The following is an 18987-nucleotide window of genomic DNA, read 5'->3' on the forward strand; positions in this document are numbered from 1 at the left end:
ATGCTGCGAAGTATAGCTTCCCTTCTTTTATATTCCCGGAGAAATATATACCTTTGGAGCATCATTATATAAGAAAGGAGTTTACGTTATGACGGCAATGGAATTACAACAATGGAGAGAAAACTTCATCAAGGAATATCTCAACAAGATGGATAGCCTCGAAACAATGGCTAAACTGGAAAAGTATGCGAAGCGGATAATGACGAAAAAGACTATTACTTTGTCTCCTATCGCATATAGCCTTGAAGAAGCCAACCAAGAAATCGACCAAGCAGAAAAAGAGCTTCACGAAGGAAAAGGAATTAATGAAACAGGAATGCATCAATTCTTTGAGGAATGGAGAAAGAAGTTACAATAATCTGGGCACCCAACGCCCAAAGACAAGCAGATTTAGCCATGACCTATTGTCTGAAACAATTTGGTAAGAAAACAGCTCTTCGATTTGCAAATCAATTGGAGAAAGATTGTATACGTATTAAGAATAATCCATTCATTGGAGCCCCGGAATATCTGCTAGCTAACAGACCTAAACAATATCGTTCTTTAATTGAGGGATATTATAAACTCATTTATACCATAGAAAACGAATATATAATACATATCGTTTTACTATGGGATTGTCGACAAGACCCCGATAAACTCAAACAAACAATACGATAAACAAATAGAATATGAACTACGGATTTATAAAAGTAGCAGCAGCCGTTCCTCACGTACAGGTGGCAGACTGTTCTTATAATATAGGGCAGATAGAAAGCCTGATGCGTCAGGCATCGGAAAAGGGAGTCCAACTGATCGCTTTTCCCGAATTGTCGGTGACGGCCTATACCTGCCTGGACTTGTTTGCCCAGCAAACTTTACTGAAGAATGCAGAACAGGCCCTATTAAAACTCGTCAACGACACCACCGACCTGAACCTGCTCACCATCGTCGGTGCCCCGCTCGTAACGGACAACCGATTGATCAATGCCGCCATCGCTTTCCAAAGCGGAAAGATAATAGGCGTAGTTCCCAAAACATATTTGCCGAATTACAAGGAATTCCAGGAACAGCGCTGGTTTACTTCCGCTACCGAGTTATGGGATAAAACCATCTCGATCGGAAACAACACATACCCGATGAATAGTCACCTGTTATTCACCTCCGGACAGGTAAAAGTCGGTATCGAGATATGTGAAGACTTATGGGTTCCCGTTCCCCCCAGTTCCCTACTGGCGATGGAAGGAGCCAATATCCTGGTGAATATATCTGCCAGTAACGAACTGATCGGCAAACACCATTACCTCCGTTCGCTGATCTGTCAGCAATCTGCCCGTTGTATGGCAGGATATGTCTATACCTCCGCCGGTTTCGGAGAATCCAGTACAGACCTTGTTTTTGCAGGCAACGGCATCATTGCCGAAAACGGAAACCTCCTGGAAGAATCGCCGCGCTTCACCATGCAGGAACAACTGATCATCAGTGAGATCGACGTTGAAAACCTGCAAAACGACCGCCGCGTGAACACCAGCTTCATGCACGGAGCCTCCACTTTATTACCGGAGGAAACGATCGTAGTCCCGTTCGCCCTGTCCGAAACTTCCGGAGATCCGGTACTGACGCGCCCGATCGACCCGCATCCTTTTACTCCTTCCGGTGATGCTCTGAAAGAGCGTTGCGAAGAAATCTTCCAGATTCAGGTGGCCGGACTAGCCAAACGCATGGTCCATACCCACTCTAAAACGGCGGTTGTCGGTATTTCGGGTGGACTGGATTCCACATTAGCCCTGTTGGTAACCGTGATGACCTTCGATGCGCTCGGCATCCCCCGCAACCAGATACTCGGTATCACCATGCCCGGCTTCGGAACCACCGACCGCACCTATACCAATGCTTGTGACCTGATCCGTTCATTAGGTGTCACCCTGAAAGAAATTTCGATCAAGGATGCCTGTCTCCAACACTTCAAAGACATCGACCACGATCCGTCTGTCCATGATGTTACTTACGAGAACAGCCAGGCACGCGAACGTACCCAAATCCTGATGGACGTTGCCAACCAGGAATACGGTATGGTGATCGGAACCGGTGACCTGTCGGAACTGGCCTTGGGCTGGGCGACCTACAACGGCGATCATATGTCGATGTACGGTGTCAACGGAAGTATCCCCAAAACATTAGTCAAATATCTGGTAGAATGGGTTGCCCTCAACCGGGTGGATGAAGCCTCCCGCGCTACCTTGCTGGATATCGTCGATACCCCTATCAGCCCCGAACTGATCCCGGCAGATGAAAACGGAAATATCAAACAGAAAACGGAAGACCTGGTAGGCCCCTACGAACTACACGATTTCTTCCTGTATCATTTCCTCCGCTACGGCTCCTCCCCTGCCAAGATTTATTTCCTGGCACAGCAGGCTTTCAAGGATAATTACGACAAAGAGACAATCAAAAAATGGCTCTATACGTTCTTCCGCCGTTTCTTCCAGCAACAATTCAAACGAAGTTGTCTGCCCGACGGCCCGAAAGTCGGTTCCGTCAGCCTTTCCCCACGCGGCGACTGGCGCATGCCGAGCGATGCGATGGCAACGTTATGGCTGAAAGAGATAGAAGGGTTGAAGTAAACAAATAATCCCTTAAAGGGAAACCGTGGGATTACGAACCCGGCATTATTAGCACAGTAGTGCTAATAAATAAAAAAGGCTACCGGAATCCCGATAGCCTTTTCATTTATATTACGCTTGCGATTATTATAAACCGAATTCCGGTTTACGATGAATCCATTGTCCGCGAGTGAAGTCGGGGAAGTCAACCAATGCACCGCCACGCGCGATAGACATTTCTGACAAAGCGGAGATAGCACTCCATGCGGCAGCATCATAACAATCCATTGGAGCCGGACGTTTGTTCTTGATGCGATCGATCAGGTCATACATCATGATAAAGTCCATACCACCGTGACCGGCTTCTTTTGCCAGAGCATCCAACTGAGCCCATAGTTTGTGGTCGTATTTCTTGAACCATTCGTCAGAATTGTCCCAACGGTGAGGTTTAGACTGACCTTCCACATATACATGATCGCCATCGTTCATCCACAAACCATCTGTACCCTGAATGCGGAATCCCAAAGAATAAGGACGAGGAGAGTTTGTATCGTGAGTAACGATAATAGTCTGACCGTTTGCACATTTGATCATAGATGTCACGATGTCACCCAGGTTAAAACGAACCTTAGCCAACGGATGGTTTTCGCCTCCATTATCTACGATAAACTTATGCAATCCGCGAGACTGAGTTGCCATAGCAGACATAGCGACGAAACGGTTACCACGGTTGATATCCATACAATTGGCAACCGGTCCGATACCGTGAGTCGGATACACATCCCCATTACGATGTACAGAATGATTCGTACGCCACTGAGCTTCGGCAAACGCCTCCGGTCCCATACGCAACTCACCACCCTTCTGGTAAGTATAGTTCTTACCGTCATTGAATTTTACATCACGCAAGTCATGTTCATAACCGCAACCACCGTGCAGCAATTCGCCGAACAAACCTTCGCGAACCATATTCAATGCAGCCATACAATCACGACGATAGCAAACATTTTCCATGATGTTCAGATGGCTTCCCGTAGCTTCCGATACATTGACCAGATCCCAGCATTCTTCCAACGTATTGGCGGCAGAAACCTCCACGCCTACGTAAGGAACACCGGCTTTCATAGCAGCTACCGACATCGGTACGTGCCATTCCCATGGGCTGGCGATAATCACGCAATCGAATTCTTCGTTATTCAACATCTTTTCGAATTCGCGTTCGCCACCTTTGTACACTTTCGGAGCGTCAACGTTAAATTTAGCAATGTGTTTCAGCGTACGATCAATAGGTCCCTGCTGGATATCGCAGATGGCAACAATCTTATTGCCGGGAATAGCCAACACGTTATTGATGTGTTCATGACAACGAGAACCGGTTCCGATAAATCCAAAACGAAGTTTACCGTCATCTTTTCCGGCTGTTTTTTTCTTCTGAGGTTCGGGAGAACCTGTTACTGTTGTGGCAGAGGCATTACCAGCCATAGCCAAACCGGCTGCGCCAACTCCGGCAGCAGTCATTTTCTTAAGAAAGGAACGACGAGTGTTTTCCATGTTCTTTATTAGTATTTCTTTGTTAAGTGGGCAAATTTATAACAATTAATCAACTTCTCAAATATGTTTAGACAAAAAGAATCAATCAAATTTATCAATCAATAATTTGTAATCTTTCCAGTCTCTCTTTTCAGCTTCTCGAAGGTCATCATCATCTGACGCAAACGCTTCGGTTCCTTCTCTGCCAGATTATAATTCTGTCCGATATCTTCTTTTATATTGTATAACTGATAACAGTTACCCAGTCCGGAGAAACCGACTCCGTCAGGATCATCATAGTAGGCAGGATAAGGCGGAATCATCACCCAATCTCCCTGATGGAATGCATAATTGAAATAACCTTCCGTCACCAGCTCCTTACGTCCCTCTTTACTTTTTCCTAAAAAGACAGGCAAAGTATTCTGACTATCCGTCTTATCCGAATACGTCTGCCCAGTCAAAGCTGCCAAAGAAGCCAATAGATCCATCTGGCAAATCAATGCATCGGATACACCGGGCTTAACGACGGCCGGCCAACGCAACAGGAACGGGATACAAGTACCTCCGGCATACAAACTAGTCTTTCCTCCACGGTAGGGGCCTGCCATCTTATGATCGCCTACCATTTCAACCGCCTGATCCTGATAACCGTCGTCCAGGACAGGGCCGTTATCACTGGTAAGAATAATCAGCGTATTCTCCGTCAATCCCTGCTTATCCAGTTCTTTCAGAAACTCGGTTACACACCAGTCAGCTTCCAGAATAACATCGCCACGAGGGCCCATACCCGACTTACCGACAAACTTCTGGTTCGGCACGCGAGGTACATGCGGCTGATGCAATCCGTAATAAAGGAAAAAAGGGTTGTCCTTATTATCTTTCACGAACCCTTTTGCTTTTTCAAGAAACAGTTCGGCCATATCTTCATCCTTCCATTGGGCAGCCTTCCCCCCTTTCTGGAAACCGATACGAGGCACACCGTTCACGATCGATCCGGCATGTCCCACACTCGGATGCATACGAAGCAATTCCGGGTTATCTTTTCCTGTGGGTTCTCCCGGGAAATTATGTTTATAACTTACATACAACGGATCGTCGGGTTCCAGTCCGACCCCTTTCCCGTTTTCAATAAAAATACAGGGAACACGATCGTTGGTTGCCGCCTGGATAAACGAATAATCATATCCTACTTCTTTCGCTCCGGGATAGACCGTCTCATTCCAGTCTACAGCCCCATCCCCCAATCCTAAATGCCACTTACCTACCGAACCGGTTACATAACCCGCCTGCTTCATCACCTTTGGCAAAGTAACTTGTTGTGTATCGATAATCAGTGCTGCATTACCGGGAAGGATTTTAGCATCCTTGTTAGTCCAGGGATATAAACCTGTCAGAAGAGAATAACGGCTGGGGGTAGAAGTTGCCGCCGTACAATATCCTTGCGTGAAACGCAATCCCTCATTAGCAATCCGGTCCATTCCCGGAGTCTGAATACGGGTAGCACCATAACAACTCAGATCGCCATATCCCAAATCGTCGGCTACAATAATGACAACATTAGGCTGCTGCCCAGTCTGAGCAAAAGCATTTAATCCGGACAAGGCTCCTATTCCGGTTGCCACACATAGTAGATTTTTCATATTCATGTTTTTCATATATAAAAATACAGGCGTTGATTATAACAATCAACGCCTGCAAATATAATAAATCATACGGATCTCATACTATCCGGTTTATGGATTTTGTGTCAGTGTACCCGGATAAGCGTTGATTTCCGACTGAGGTATATACTGAATTGCGAACGGACTTGTGGCCGGATATTCAGGAATACCATCGTGGAAACCGGGATAACGGCGTACCATTGTCTCTCCCACCCGGTACACGTCAAAACCACGGTCAGCTTCATAAGCCAGCTCCAGTTGTCTTTCCTTCATGATACGTTCGTGTGCATTGGTTGCATCCAGGGAAGTGTAGGCTGCATCCGGTAGTGAACGTTCGCGAACCGCATTCAAATCAGATAATGCTTTCGGATAATTGCCTAATTTGGCACTAGCTTCCGCACGTATCAGATATATTTCACCCAAGCGAGAAATGATCGGTGAATACAAATGAGGATACCCTTCCTGTTTAGAACATTTATAGCTGAAAAATTTCGGATTACCCTGGCTTTCCAGCATATAGTAATCATAATCGCCTACATACGTCTTGCCCTCATAAACAATCGAATAACGTTTATTTGCCGCATCTACCGGAGTCAGTTCATATTCCTTTGATTCGATCGTAGCGACCAACTTACCGCCCACTTCTTTCGTTTCTCCCTGGCGATATACATAGCTGGAAAGTTTTCCATCCACATATAACTCAGCGACAAAACGGAATGCAGGGATTTGCCGGTCATTATCATCCGTCTTATACTGCGGATGAATAAAGGCTTCACGAGCATCGGTTTCTTTACCGGTTTCATGCAACAAATCCATATACTTGGCACTTGCATATACTTCACCCCAGCCCTGGCCGTCGATTTCCGCATACATACTTCCTATCGGATCACCCCAGTCGGCCACATCAGATGCGATATACTTCACGGCAAAAATCGTTTCCGTCTGAGAAGGATCGTCAGGAGCCAGTTCATTATATCTCATAAATGAACTGCGATTTAACAAAGAGAACTGTCCGCTCTCAATAACGGTGTTTGCATAATTATATGACAATTGAGCAAACTCCTTATCAGGGTTCTCGAACGTACCGCTCATATACATATATACTTTCGCCAACAAAGCCTGAGCCGCATACTTGGACACATAAGTACCCGACTTAAAACCGGTCATCAGTTGCTCCGCTTTCTTCAGGTCGGCCAGTACTTGTTCATAAGTATCCTTCACGGTTGAACGATCCGGAAGATTCAGGTTCGACAGGTCCTCCGGCATACCGTTCACGATGGGCACCCCCAGGTTCTTGTCCGGTTCCTGGTAGTAAGGACGGCCAAACACACGGCAAAGGTAGAAGTACATCATCCCCCGCATATAATAAGCCTGCCCCAATTTGTTATCGAGCTCTACCGACTCACCCTCCTGGATCATGTTCATCAACGAACTTGTTTGGGAAATAATATTGTATGCACTATTCCAAACGGTGGAAAGGCCGGAGTTATTTACAGTATGCTGATACGTAAAATAAGTACCGAACGGATTGGTAGTCGGTTTATCCTTACAAACGTTATCGCTCGGGAACTCACCGCAATAATGAAGATGCTCGGAAGCGGTCTTCATTTTAGAATAACATCCGTTCAATAAAACATCTACGGCTGCTTCCTTATCGGCCATGATCTTATCATCCGTATAATAACCATACGGGGCACGGTCGATATCACAACTTGTAATCATTGTGGCAGCAGCAGCCAACGCTGCTATAGCTATTTTTTTCATTTCGTTTTCCTTTAATTAAAATGTAACATTCAGACCAAACATAAATTTACGCACCTGCGGATATGGAGCGATAGCGACACCGTTCTGTCCCGTCTTGCTCACTTCGTTCACCGGAAGTTCGGGGTCGATACCCGAGAAGCCGGATATAACGAACAGATTCTCACCAGAGAAGAACAAGCGCAGATGATCTATATAAGGAATCTTGGCAGCCGGCACGTTATAGCCTAATGTCAGGCTACGCAGGCGCAGATAGCTTGCATCTTCCAGGTAACGGGAAGACCCACGGCTCGACTGGCTCTTGTTTCCATATTCAGCTTTCGGGTGGGTTGCGATATCACCTGGTTTTTCCCAGCGATTCCAACCTTTCTTCAGGTTCATCTGATTGTAGTTCACATACGCACCGTCACTATCGTACATCGAACGGTCGTAGTTGAAGATCTTGCCACCTACCGAGTAACCGAATACGGCCGACAGGTCAAAGTTTTTCCAGGACACGTCTGTGGAGAAACCTCCATAAAAATCCGGAGTCTGCTTTCCTAATACAACCTGGTTTTTAGAAGCTTCCCCGTAGTTGGACGTTGTTACACGCTCGCCCTGTTCGTTTGTAGTGAACCACAACGGAGAACCCGTTTCCGGATCGACACCGGCCCATTCCGTACCATACCATGTATCTACATCATGTCCGGGCATTACGACCTTATCCATATAAATATAGGTATTCGTACCTGCATTACCTGTAATGATCTGACTCTTACCGCCATACAGCTCGGTTACCTTATTACGGTTCAGACCGATATTTGCCGATACATTCCAGTTCCAGTCTTTTCCTTTCAGGATATCCATGCTCAAAGAGGCCTCGAAGCCGTTATTCTTTACAGAACCGACGTTACGGTATACACCTGTTACACCCGTTACGCCCGGTAGCGGTACGTAATACAGCAAATCGGTTGTTTTCTTGTTATAATAATCCAGATTGATTGTCAAACGGTCAAACAGGATCGCGTCGATACCCACACCGGCGGTATATGTTTTTTCCCAGGTAAGATCATCATTTTTCACCTGATAGATGTAAGCACCCGGATCACCGTTATATCCAGATCCCAGGCTATACAATGTATATTGGGGATACAATTGTGTCGGACGGTTACCTACCGAACCGTAGCTGGCACGCAACTTCAGTTGCTGTACCCAGTCGGAAGCCTTAAAGAACTCTTCCTGATGGATATTCCAACCACCACTGACAGAGAAGAAATTACCATACTTAGCGTTCTGTCCGAAGTTAGAAGCTCCGTCGCGACGGAAAGAGAATGACAATAAGTAACGGCTATCGTAAGCATAGTTGGCATTGAACAAATAAGATTGTACAGCCCATTCGCTCTGGCTACCCTTCGTCTTTTTGGGAGTTACCGCTACATCCGCCACGGAGAAGCCGGGAGCGAAACTGGCCGCGGTCTGATCCTTAATTTCCTGTGTATAGGTATTCCATTCGTAAGCCAGGATAGCATTCACCGAATGTTTGTCGAATACTTTATTGAAACGAAGCAACTGGTTACTATAAACACGATAATAAGAAGTTGTCTTATCCTGCAACAAACCCTTATCGGCCTTACCACCTTGTGAACGCGGGTCTTTATAATTCTTTAATGCCGTACTTCCATATTTATAGTTGTTGACGGAAGCAAAAGTCAACCAATCCGTAAACTTGATATCGAAGTCGAAGTTACCCATGAATTCATAGGAAGTTTTCTTTTCGTAATTCCACTGGTTATCATACAAATAGTTTGTTGCATCACTATTTACCCAGTTCGTCGGTTTATACTGTTGTATCAGTTCACCGTTCTCATCATAGGGTGAGTCCCAGGGGAAATCGACATACATGATAGAACTGATATCGTGTTGCTGGTCCATGATGTCGCTACGGGTAGCCCATACCTTCGGTTTGATAGTCAACCAGTCTGTAGCCTTGTAATCGACATTGAAACGCAGATTATAACGAGTATAGTCATATCCCTTTACGGCACCATCCTCATCATAAACACCGATCGAAGCATAGGTCTTGATATTTTCAGAACCACCGGATACCGACAGGTTATAATCCTGTGCCAGTCCCAGATGCGTACCTTCTTTCCACCAGTCGAAATTACGGTCGCGCAAATCCGGAGTAAAGTAAGAAGGAATAGCTCCCTTATTGGCAAATGAATTATAATAATCATATAATTCAGCACCATCCATCATATCCAGATTACCGCGGTGCAACTGGTTGACACCCAGTTTTACGGAAGCGTTGATCGTAGCCTTACCTGTCTTACCTTTCTTGGTAGTTACAACGATTACACCATTCGCACCTTGCGAACCGTAAATAGCAGTCGAAGCCGCATCTTTCAAAATAGACATCGACTCTATATCGGCAGGGTTCAAACTTCCGGCACTACTACCAACGATTACTCCATCTACAATCCACAACGGGTCTGTACTACCGTTTACCGTAGATTTACCACGGATCACAACTTTACCCGCAGCCCCCGGTTGTCCTCCACCGGTAGTTACATATACACCAGGAGCCTTGCCCGACAACAGGTTTTCTACCGTAGGGGAAGTCGAGTCCATCAGTTTTTCATTGCTGATTACCTGCATGGCACCTGTCAGACTCTCTTTCTTCTGGACCGTATAACCCACCACTACCACTTCATCAAGGTTCTGGGTATCTTCCTTGATCTTGATCTTCATCTCGCTTGCCGCCTTTACCTCTATCGGCAAATAACCGATATAAGAGACTACCAATGTGGCGCCTGCCGGAGCTTCCATTGTGAAATTACCGTCGAAATCCGTACTAGTACCGTTCGTAGTACCTTTTACGATAACATTAGCACCGATAACCGGGTCGCCTGTAACCGCATCATAAACAGTACCAGTTATTTTTATCTCTTGCTGAGTAACCTGTTTTTCAAAAGATTTAATCGATTCAGGTTTAGAATTAACCTTGTAAACGACAATTCGGTTGTCGTTTACAATAAAATCAGCATGCTGATTTTTCAATGCAATCCTAAGGATTTCTTCGACCGACCGATTCCTCATATCAAGAGAAACCCGCTCGTTAAGGTCGATATCGTTGTTACGGATGAGGAAAGTGTAATCGAACTTCTGCTCTATCAGTTCGAACAGTTCTTTTAAACTTGCACTTTCCATCTGGACAGACATGATATGAGTCTGTAATTCTGACGCAGAAGCGGCTCCGGATACTAAAGGTAAACCAGCGATCATACATGCTGTAGCCATTAGCTTCCCGGTCTTTTTTAGATAGTTCATTTCTAAAATGTTAGATTTAAATTATGATTAGTTGTTCTCTGTAAGTAATTATATTCTAAGTTAGATTAAGATATCATTTGTCTTCTATTATAAATTCGTTACCGACCTGTTTCCTGGTATATTTCTTCTCCACATCGACTTCCCGGAGTATATAATCCAGCGTCTGGTCGGCGGAGAAACTACCCGAAAATATTTCCTTATGCAAAGACTTACTATTGATACGGATCTGTACGTTGAATTTTCTTTCCAGATCCCTCGCTATCCGGTCGAAAGGCTGTTCGTCGAACTCGATCCGGCCATTGGTCCAGGCATAAATAGAAGCGCCATCCACTTTCGACATTTTAACCTGGCTCGTCTCTTTATTATAGCTGATCATCCGGTTCGGAACCAGAACGATATCTTTATCTTTCTCTTCCTTATCATCATCGGCCAGATGAACATTTACCTTTCCGCAAACCAGCGCTACATCTATCGTTTCCTCATTATCATAGGCCTTGACGTTAAAGCTAGTTCCCAGCACCCTGATATCCAGCTTCCCTAACTTCACAACAAAAGGACGCAAAGAATCTTTTGCCACCTCAAAATAAGCCTCACCGGTTAGCAATACTTCCCTGTTCTGCTTCGTAAAGTCCATATTATATTTTAAGGAAGATCCGGCATTCACCCACACAACCGAATGATCCGGTAAGACGACTTTCGATTGAGAGCCCGCAGGAGTAACCGTTTCAAACCAGGCTATCTGTTCCTTTTCCGGTTTCCGGTCACTTTTTCCTGCATAATAAGATGTCGTGCTTATTGCCACAACCAACAATACAGAAGCAGCCACCTTTCCCCAGATACGCCAGTTAAAGAATCTGTTTTCTTTTATCGGAAGAGTTTTTCCGGTCAGATTCCCGAAGTGATCCCTGAAATCGGCTTTCATGTTCGACTTGAACAGAGGTACACGTGCAATAGCCCACCAGTCGGCCATCTCAGAAAACTTTCCCTTATTTGCTTCATCGGCTTCGAGCCAAAGCAACAATTCCTTTTCTTCGGTTTCAGACAGTTCACCGGCGAAATAGTCCAGTAGTAGATTTTCAATATGTTTTTCTTCTGTATTCATATATAATTACAACCGTGTTAATCCACCCGGTTTCCATTATATACACACATTTTGGAGATTGTGTTTAAAAGAAAAGCATTTATTTTTGAGAAAAATTAAAAATAAGCAAGAATAAAGGGTAATAGTCACCCAGAAGTGTCTTTAACTTTGATAATCCGATCTTAATCTGTACCCTGACCGTGCTAGGACTGATATGATTGCATTCGGCAATTTCATCATACGATTTATTATGATAGAGATATTGCACAAAAATATCACGGCATTTATCCGGTAGCAGATTTACCGCTGAATAAATCCGTTCTTCAAACTCCTTGTTCTCCAGATAAGCTAAAGGATGGGACTCTTCACCGATCTGTTGTTCCTGAATAGTCAACAAATGCTCCTGCACGTCCGACATGGAAACCACTTGAAGACGTTGCTGGCGAAGATGGTTAAGGCATCGGTTCTGTACGGCACGTATCAAGTAAGCCCGTACCGGATATGTTAGTGTGGAACGATTGTTCCACACATTTATAAATACATCATTCACAACTTCGCGGGATGCTTCGGCATTAAATATATATTTGGTAGCCACTGCACAAAGATAGACATAGCAAGTCGAATACAGCTCTTCAAAGGCTTTGATATCTCCTTCGTTTATACGCGCAACTATATCTTCTTTTATTTCTGGCATTTACATCAGTTCTAATTCATAACACCGCACAAAAATAATTAAAATCCGCGAAGAATCAGGCTCTTTACGGTTACTTTTTAGCCGGCTTCTGATTTCCGGCTTCTACCCGCTTCTTATTCCGCCAGTAACTGCCGTCGCGTTTGCTACCGAACATATTCCGGCGCTTGGATTCCTGCTTGATGGCTTCTTTTTTATCGGCTACGGCCGCTTTTACTTCCGCCGTTTCAAATTCGTTTCCCCCGGCAACAGGTATTTGCTTACCGATCAGTTTCTGTATATCCTTCAGGTATGGAACTTCTTCGGCATCACAGAAAGAATAAGCGACTCCGCTACGTCCGGCACGACCTGTACGGCCAATACGGTGTACATACGTTTCCGGCACATTGGGCAGTTCGTAATTGATCACATGCGAAAGATGATCCACGTCGATACCGCGGGCAGCAATATCCGTTGCGATCAGTACACGGGTCGTATGATCCTTAAAGTTGGTCAACGCACGCTGGCGGGCCGTCTGGCTCTTGTTTCCATGAATGGCTTCCGCTCCGATATTCGCTTTCGCCAGGACACGGGCTACTTTATCCGCCCCATGCTTCGTCCGGGTAAATACCAGTACCGATTCCAACGAAGAATCTTTCAACAAATGAGTAAGCAGACTTACTTTCTCCCCCTTTTCTACAAAATAAACGGATTGGTCGATCTTATCCACCGTCGATGAAGCCGGTGTGACCTCTACCTTCCGGGGCTCTACCAGGATTGTTCCGGCAAGACGTTCTATTTCGGGAGGCATAGTAGCCGAGAAAAACAACGACTGGCGTTTCTTCGGCAATAAGGGCAGGATACGCTTGATATCATGAATAAATCCCATATCGAGCATACGGTCGGCTTCATCCAACACGAAATAATCGAGAGACTTCAGGCTGATAAAGCCCTGGTTGATCAGATCGAGCAAACGTCCGGGTGTTGCAATCAGCACATCCACTCCTTGTTTAAGAGCATCTGTCTGCGGCTTCTGTCCTACTCCTCCGAATATGACCGTGTGTTTCACTCCTGCATATTTTCCGTATGCGGTGAAGCTTTCACCGATCTGGATAGCCAGTTCGCGGGTTGGTGTAAGTATCAATGCTTTAACGCCACGAACCTTACCGTTCATACGTTCATTATACAAATTCTGGATAATAGGTATAGAGAATGCGGCAGTTTTACCTGTTCCGGTCTGCGCACAACCTAATAAGTCATATCCGTCTAAAACGTAGGGAATTGCTTCTGCTTGTATAGGGGTTGGAGTTGTATAACCTTCTTTCATAAGAGCTTTTTGTATCGGCTCTATCAATTCTAATTGTTCAAATGTCATTTAATAATAATGTTGAGCCGTCACGGCTCGTTAAATAAATAATGGGACAAAGATAGTCAAATATTGCCACAAAGCCTCATTCGTGGGAAATTTATTACGGATGTGTGGCAATTGAACGGAGGCTAAAGCCGTGCAAAGACAGATACGACACCATTACAATTATTATAAGTAATGGCAGGAGGCCGGAAATATGCAAAACATAGTTTTGTCATGAAGAAAACTATGTTTTCCAAGGGAGAAAACCCTATTTTACAGTTTTTCACATCTTACTTCCCCTCCTTTTTGTGCGGCTGGTGCGAGGAGACGTATCTTTGCGGTTGTCTTAAGTGGTTATTTAGAAATTATACTATCTTTGTGAATTGATTTTTGGATGATGAAAGAGTTACAGTTGCTGTTAAAGAAGTTTTTTGGGTATACTTCTTTCCGCCCGTTACAGGCGGAGATCATACAACGTATTTTGAGGAAAGAGGATTCGCTGGTGCTGATGCCTACCGGTGGAGGAAAATCAATTTGTTTTCAGTTACCAGCCATTTATATGCCGGGAACAGCTGTCGTTATCTCCCCTTTGATCGCCTTGATGAAAGATCAGGTGGGCGGATTGGTAGCCAACGGGATTCCGGCGGCGGCCCTCAACAGCATGATGCCCGAAGAAGAACGCCATCAGATCAAACAACTCTGCATCCAGGGGAAAATCAAACTACTTTACCTGTCGCCCGAAGCATTGGTAAGCGAACTGCATTGGTTGCTTCCACGCATGGATATCTCCTTGATTGCGATCGACGAAGCGCATTGTATCTCACATTGGGGACACGATTTCCGGCCGGAGTATACACAACTGGCCGTGTTGAAAGAGCACTTTCCCAAAATACCGATCGTAGCCCTGACCGCAACAGCCGACAAGGTCACGCGAACGGATATTGTCAACCAGTTGAACCTCCGCAACCCGGAAGTATTCGTCTCTTCTTTCGACCGCCCCAACCTCTCCCTGACCATCCGCCGGGGATTGAATAAAAAAGAAAAAACAGCCGCCATCGTCCATTTTATCCATGCACACCGGAACCAAAGCGGGATCGTTTATTGCATGAGCCGCAACAGCACCGAAAACATGGCAGAAGAGTTATCTTCTTATGGAATCAAAGCCGTAGCCTATCATGCCGGACTTCAACCTGCCCAACGTGAAAAGGCACAGGATGATTTCATCAACGACCGCGTAAATGTGGTCTGTGCCACCGTAGCTTTCGGTATGGGGATTGACAAAAGTAACGTGCGCTGGGTCGTACATTATAACATGCCCGGAAGCATAGAGAACTATTACCAGGAGATAGGACGCGCCGGACGGGACGGAATGAAAAGCGACACGTTGTTGTTTTATTCGGTTGGCGATCTGCTCGTACTCCGTCGTTTTGCCGAGGAAAGCGGCCAAAAGGATGTCAACCTACAAAAACTGAACCGGATGAGACGGTATTGCGAAGCCGATATTTGCCGCCGACGCATCCTGTTGAGTTATTTCGGTGAAGAGACAGATCATGATTGCGGAAATTGCGATGTTTGTAAGAACCCTCCTCAACGCTTCGACGGTAGTGTATTGGTTCAGAAAGCACTTAGCGCCATCTTCAGGACAGGTCAGTTTGTCGGCATGAATACCTTGATCAATATTCTCCGCGGATCGGAAAAGGCGGATATCACCGAAAAAGGATATGATAAGCTAAAAACCTATGGTGCCGGAAAAGACCTGACATATAAGGAATGGAAAGAATATCTCTATCAGATGCTCCAATTAGGGTACATCGAAATCGATTATGTGAACGCCGGGATTCTGAAAGTAACTCCGTTAGGACGAAAAGTGTTGTTCGGCGAACAGAAGGCGATGATGTCTATTTACAAGGAACCGGAAGAAAAGACCTATTTCAGAAGAAGAGACTCCAAATTCAAATATCGCCCGATCAAACCGCTCAAATCGGCATCGGTCGAAGAGACGTTGCTCGATTCACTCCAGCAACTCCGTAAGCAGATTGCCGAAAGAGAACAAACACCGGCTTATATCATATTCTCCGATGATTCACTGGAAGACATGGTACAAAAGAAACCGGTTACCCTGGACGAGTTCAGTGATATCCGGGGCGTCGGGGAAATCAAACTGGAGAAATACGGAAAGGTATTCGTGGCATTGATCCGGTTTGTATTGCGACTACCGAAAGAAGGATAAATTTCCCTCATTTTATTTCAGTTTCCGAATATTACGTTTGAGGTGCCCAAATTACCGTTACGGTAAAAAATGGGCAGGCTCTTACAAAACTTTCCTGTACTTTAGCTTCCGAAACAAAGAAACGGGGACAGTACACCCTGCTACCCGATCAACATAGTATTAACTTATAAATAAACAGCTTATGAATACACTAAGTTTAAAGTTGTCTCAAAGCATATCCCAATTGTATGAGACTTTGTGCCAGGTTGGAAGAAGTACATTTGCTGAATTACAAAGAGCGACAAATTTTCAGGACACCGAACTTTGTCTGGCTCTATGCTCTCTTATGCATGATAATAAAATATATCAGGCTCGTATCAGTAATACCATTTATTACATCCTCAAATAACCGAACTCACAGGGAACTCAATCTCACCGAAGCCGATCATCGCATTAAACAAACGGATCAGTGAATAACGGGATAAGTCCTGTGGACGGATAGTGGCCGGAACAATAATTTCCTTCCCCAATAGAGATGCCCGCATCGTTCCTTCCAACAGAGGAGCCTCGGGTGTCTCCCATTGCTCTCCATTCCATAATGCAATATTAGCGATCGAGGTATCAGTCAGGAAACCGTCACGCACGATCAGAATATCATCAGCATCACCTTTCTGTTTAAATAATTCATCCAGTTTTTGACGGTTACTGCTTTTATAGGTGTAATCCAATCCATCGGATGTTACAAGTTTCAGACTTGTCACGGGGCGAATCGTGTAAGGCATGTATTCGACTTTTTCCACCTCTTCCCGATATTCAATCCGGCATTTGGTGCGTTCGGTATACTCTCCCGGCTGAATATAATCAGCCAGATTGATGGGTAAATTACATTCAAATATATCTCTCCGCGTCCGGTTGAAGCGGTAATTATGGAAGCCCAGATTAACAGCCTTTCCATTCTCTATACGGATTGTTTCAATAAATTGGCACATATACTTTTTGTTTCATTTCATTATACTCACTTTGTAAATCACTTTGGGAAGTAATACCTCCACCGCTTTTGAAAAGCAGTCGGTTCCCTTCCTGTTCCAGAAAACGGATCATCACGGCACTATCCAGACGGTTTCCGTCGAAATACCCCATTACACCAGTATAAAATCCCCGTTCATACGTTTCAGCTTCCTCAATAATCTCCATCGTCTTTTTCTTGGGTGCACCGGTAATAGATCCGGCTGGTAGCAGGCAGAACAGAATATCTCCTAAAGTTCCTTTCCAGTCATCCGGCAACTTTCCTCTGATCTCCGAGCTGACCTGTAATAATCGGCCTTTATTCGTCTGTAGCTCGTCGATATACCGGTATCGCGACACCGTAACTTCTGAAGCAAGCTGGCTCAGGTCATTACGGATCAGATCGACAATCGTTGCATGTTCGGCTTCTTCCTTTTTATCTGCGAGGATTCGTTCACGTGCATTCGGCAGAGACGCATCGATCGTACCTTTCATCGGATACGAATAAATAAAGCCATCCTCTATACGCACGAATATCTCAGGGGAGAAAACGACAAAACGATCTTTCACCCATAGTTTATAAGTGGATCGGGAAAAATAAAATATTTCCTCCAATGTCAGGTTCGTCCGTACCCGAGTTGCACAAGTCAGATTGACAAGATAAGAATTGCCCGCATGAATATGACCGGATACGGTTTGAAAAGACCGGGAATAGGTCTCGTAAGAAACCGGTAGGGTTTCCCATTCGAACGGCTTCTCCGGGAACTTTATTCCACCGGTAATTACGTTGGAAAAACCATTCAGGTCATACAATAACTCATCCGGATCGATCGATTCCGGTTCCGCAACCCAAACATGTTCCTGCTTATAATCGACGATAAACATAAAAGACCGTCCGGATACTCCCAATTGATTCATATACCGGACGGCTTCTTCTTTATTGTAAAATATCATATCAAAAATCGCTCAGTCAATCCGCCGAAAGCATCGATACGACGGTCACGGAAGAACGGCCACCAACGACGCACATTCTCACTCCGTGCTTTGTCGATCTCCACAACACGTACTTCCTCATGGTCGTTCGGGAACTCAGCCAGGAGCTCTCCCTGCGGACCGGCCACAAAACTGTTTCCCCAGAACTGGATACCGTTTGTCTGTCCCGAAGGGTCTGTCTCATGCCCCGTACGGTTCACGGTGATCACCGGAAGACCATTTGCCACCGCATGCCCGCGTTGTATCGTAACCCAGGCATCCAGCTGACGTTTCTTTTCTTCCGCCGTATCACTGCTTTCCCAACCGATAGCGGTCGGATAAATCAACAATTCGGCTCCTTTCATCGCCATCAGGCGGGCTGCTTCCGGATACCACTGGTCCCAGCAAACCAGCACTCCGAGCTTTCCGACGGAAGTCTCTATCGGTTCGAATCCCAGGTCACCGGGAGTGAAATAAAATTTCTCGTAATATGCCGGATCATCCGGTATATGCATTTTCCGGTATTTTCCGGCAATCGTTCCGTCTTTCTCTAATACGACAGCTGTATTATGATACAATCCCGGAGCACGTTTTTCAAAGAGGGAAAGCACCAACACGATCCCCAGTTCTTTAGCCAACGCACCGAACTCTTCCGTGGATGGTCCCGGAATTGTTTCAGCCTGGTCGAATACCTGTGTGTCCTCCGTCTGGCAGAAATACAGGCCGTTATGCAATTCCTGCAACACAACCAACTCCGCTCCTTCTTCGGCACAAAGACGGATATTACTTTTCAGTTTCTTTATATTATCTAACCGGTCACAGGTGTTCGCCTGTTGGATTAATCCTATCTTCATCT

15 protein-coding genes are annotated in these 18987 nt (G+C 45.3%); 5 read left to right on the forward strand and 10 right to left on the reverse strand.

Annotated elements, in window-relative coordinates:
• Positions 1-88: 88 nt before the first annotated feature.
• Genes M1P97_RS12105 through M1P97_RS12115 form a run of 3 tightly spaced genes read left to right on the forward strand, consistent with a single transcriptional unit; the run spans position 89 to position 2603 of the window.
• Complete coding sequence (locus tag M1P97_RS12105; protein ID WP_195372636.1) at positions 89-358, forward strand: hypothetical protein; 270 nt, start codon at positions 89-91, stop codon at positions 356-358.
• Entirely contained in the window at positions 337-660 is a 324-nt protein-coding gene (locus M1P97_RS12110; RefSeq protein WP_195372637.1) for a type II toxin-antitoxin system RelE/ParE family toxin, read from the forward strand. The genes M1P97_RS12105 and M1P97_RS12110 overlap by 22 nt, the downstream gene beginning before the upstream one ends.
• An 11-nt stretch (positions 661-671) precedes the next feature.
• On the forward strand, positions 672-2603 hold the full coding sequence (locus M1P97_RS12115; protein WP_249389224.1) for an NAD(+) synthase: 1932 nt from the start codon (positions 672-674) through the stop codon (positions 2601-2603).
• Positions 2604-2729: 126 nt separating this feature from the next.
• On the opposite strand, the gene M1P97_RS12120 is transcribed toward M1P97_RS12115, so the two are convergent.
• The 7 genes from M1P97_RS12120 to M1P97_RS12150 all read right to left on the reverse strand — a co-directional run bounded on the left by M1P97_RS12120 (position 2730) and on the right by M1P97_RS12150 (position 13969).
• Positions 2730-4133, reverse strand: a complete 1404-nt coding sequence (locus tag M1P97_RS12120) for a Gfo/Idh/MocA family protein (protein ID WP_249389225.1) — start codon at positions 4131-4133, stop codon at positions 2730-2732.
• 98 nt (positions 4134-4231) lie between these two features.
• Positions 4232-5752 (reverse strand): sulfatase-like hydrolase/transferase, encoded by a 1521-nt coding sequence (locus M1P97_RS12125; RefSeq protein ID WP_249389226.1) that lies wholly within the window; start codon positions 5750-5752, stop codon positions 4232-4234.
• A 93-nt stretch (positions 5753-5845) separates the two neighbouring features.
• The gene (locus M1P97_RS12130) at positions 5846-7537 is read right to left on the reverse strand and encodes a RagB/SusD family nutrient uptake outer membrane protein (RefSeq protein WP_249389227.1); all 1692 of its coding nucleotides are present in this window, start codon (positions 7535-7537) and stop codon (positions 5846-5848) included.
• A 15-nt stretch (positions 7538-7552) separates the two neighbouring features.
• Complete coding sequence (locus M1P97_RS12135) at positions 7553-10843, reverse strand: SusC/RagA family TonB-linked outer membrane protein (protein ID WP_249389228.1); 3291 nt, start codon at positions 10841-10843, stop codon at positions 7553-7555.
• A gap of 73 nt (positions 10844-10916) precedes the next feature.
• Positions 10917-11945 carry a FecR family protein gene (locus M1P97_RS12140; protein WP_249389229.1) on the reverse strand — a complete coding sequence of 343 codons (1029 nt, stop codon included), beginning with the start codon at positions 11943-11945 and terminating at the stop codon, positions 10917-10919.
• A gap of 79 nt (positions 11946-12024) precedes the next feature.
• The gene (locus M1P97_RS12145) at positions 12025-12618 is read right to left on the reverse strand and encodes an RNA polymerase sigma-70 factor (protein ID WP_195372644.1); all 594 of its coding nucleotides are present in this window, start codon (positions 12616-12618) and stop codon (positions 12025-12027) included.
• 70 nt (positions 12619-12688) lie between these two features.
• Positions 12689-13969: a DEAD/DEAH box helicase gene (locus tag M1P97_RS12150; RefSeq protein WP_195372645.1), complete on the reverse strand. Its 1281-nt coding sequence runs from the start codon at positions 13967-13969 to the stop codon at positions 12689-12691.
• 373 nt (positions 13970-14342) lie between these two features.
• On the opposite strand from M1P97_RS12150, the gene recQ reads away from it, so the two are divergent.
• Together recQ and M1P97_RS12160 are read left to right on the forward strand one after the other, a co-directional pair.
• The gene (gene recQ / locus M1P97_RS12155) at positions 14343-16175 is read left to right on the forward strand and encodes a DNA helicase RecQ (protein WP_195372689.1); all 1833 of its coding nucleotides are present in this window, start codon (positions 14343-14345) and stop codon (positions 16173-16175) included.
• A gap of 181 nt (positions 16176-16356) precedes the next feature.
• Entirely contained in the window at positions 16357-16563 is a 207-nt protein-coding gene (locus tag M1P97_RS12160) for a winged helix-turn-helix domain-containing protein (RefSeq protein ID WP_229058473.1), read from the forward strand.
• Here the strand turns inward: M1P97_RS12160 and M1P97_RS12165 are convergent.
• The 3 genes from M1P97_RS12165 to M1P97_RS12175 are packed head-to-tail and all read right to left on the reverse strand — an operon-like array spanning position 16556 to position 18985.
• Positions 16556-17143, reverse strand: coding sequence for an aminotransferase class IV family protein (locus M1P97_RS12165; RefSeq protein ID WP_249389230.1), 588 nt, complete (start codon positions 17141-17143; stop codon positions 16556-16558). The two genes, M1P97_RS12160 and M1P97_RS12165, sit on opposite strands and share 8 nt — an antisense overlap.
• The gene (locus M1P97_RS12170) at positions 17127-18113 is read right to left on the reverse strand and encodes an aminodeoxychorismate synthase component I (RefSeq protein WP_249389231.1); all 987 of its coding nucleotides are present in this window, start codon (positions 18111-18113) and stop codon (positions 17127-17129) included. Before M1P97_RS12170 ends, M1P97_RS12165 begins: the two co-directional genes overlap by 17 nt.
• Positions 18110-18985 (reverse strand): carbon-nitrogen hydrolase, encoded by an 876-nt coding sequence (locus M1P97_RS12175; RefSeq protein ID WP_195372648.1) that lies wholly within the window; start codon positions 18983-18985, stop codon positions 18110-18112. Before M1P97_RS12175 ends, M1P97_RS12170 begins: the two co-directional genes overlap by 4 nt.
• Positions 18986-18987: the final 2 nt, after the last annotated feature.

This window comes from Parabacteroides leei (genome assembly GCF_023369805.1).
GTDB classification, from domain to species: Bacteria; Bacteroidota; Bacteroidia; order Bacteroidales; family Tannerellaceae; genus Parabacteroides; species Parabacteroides leei.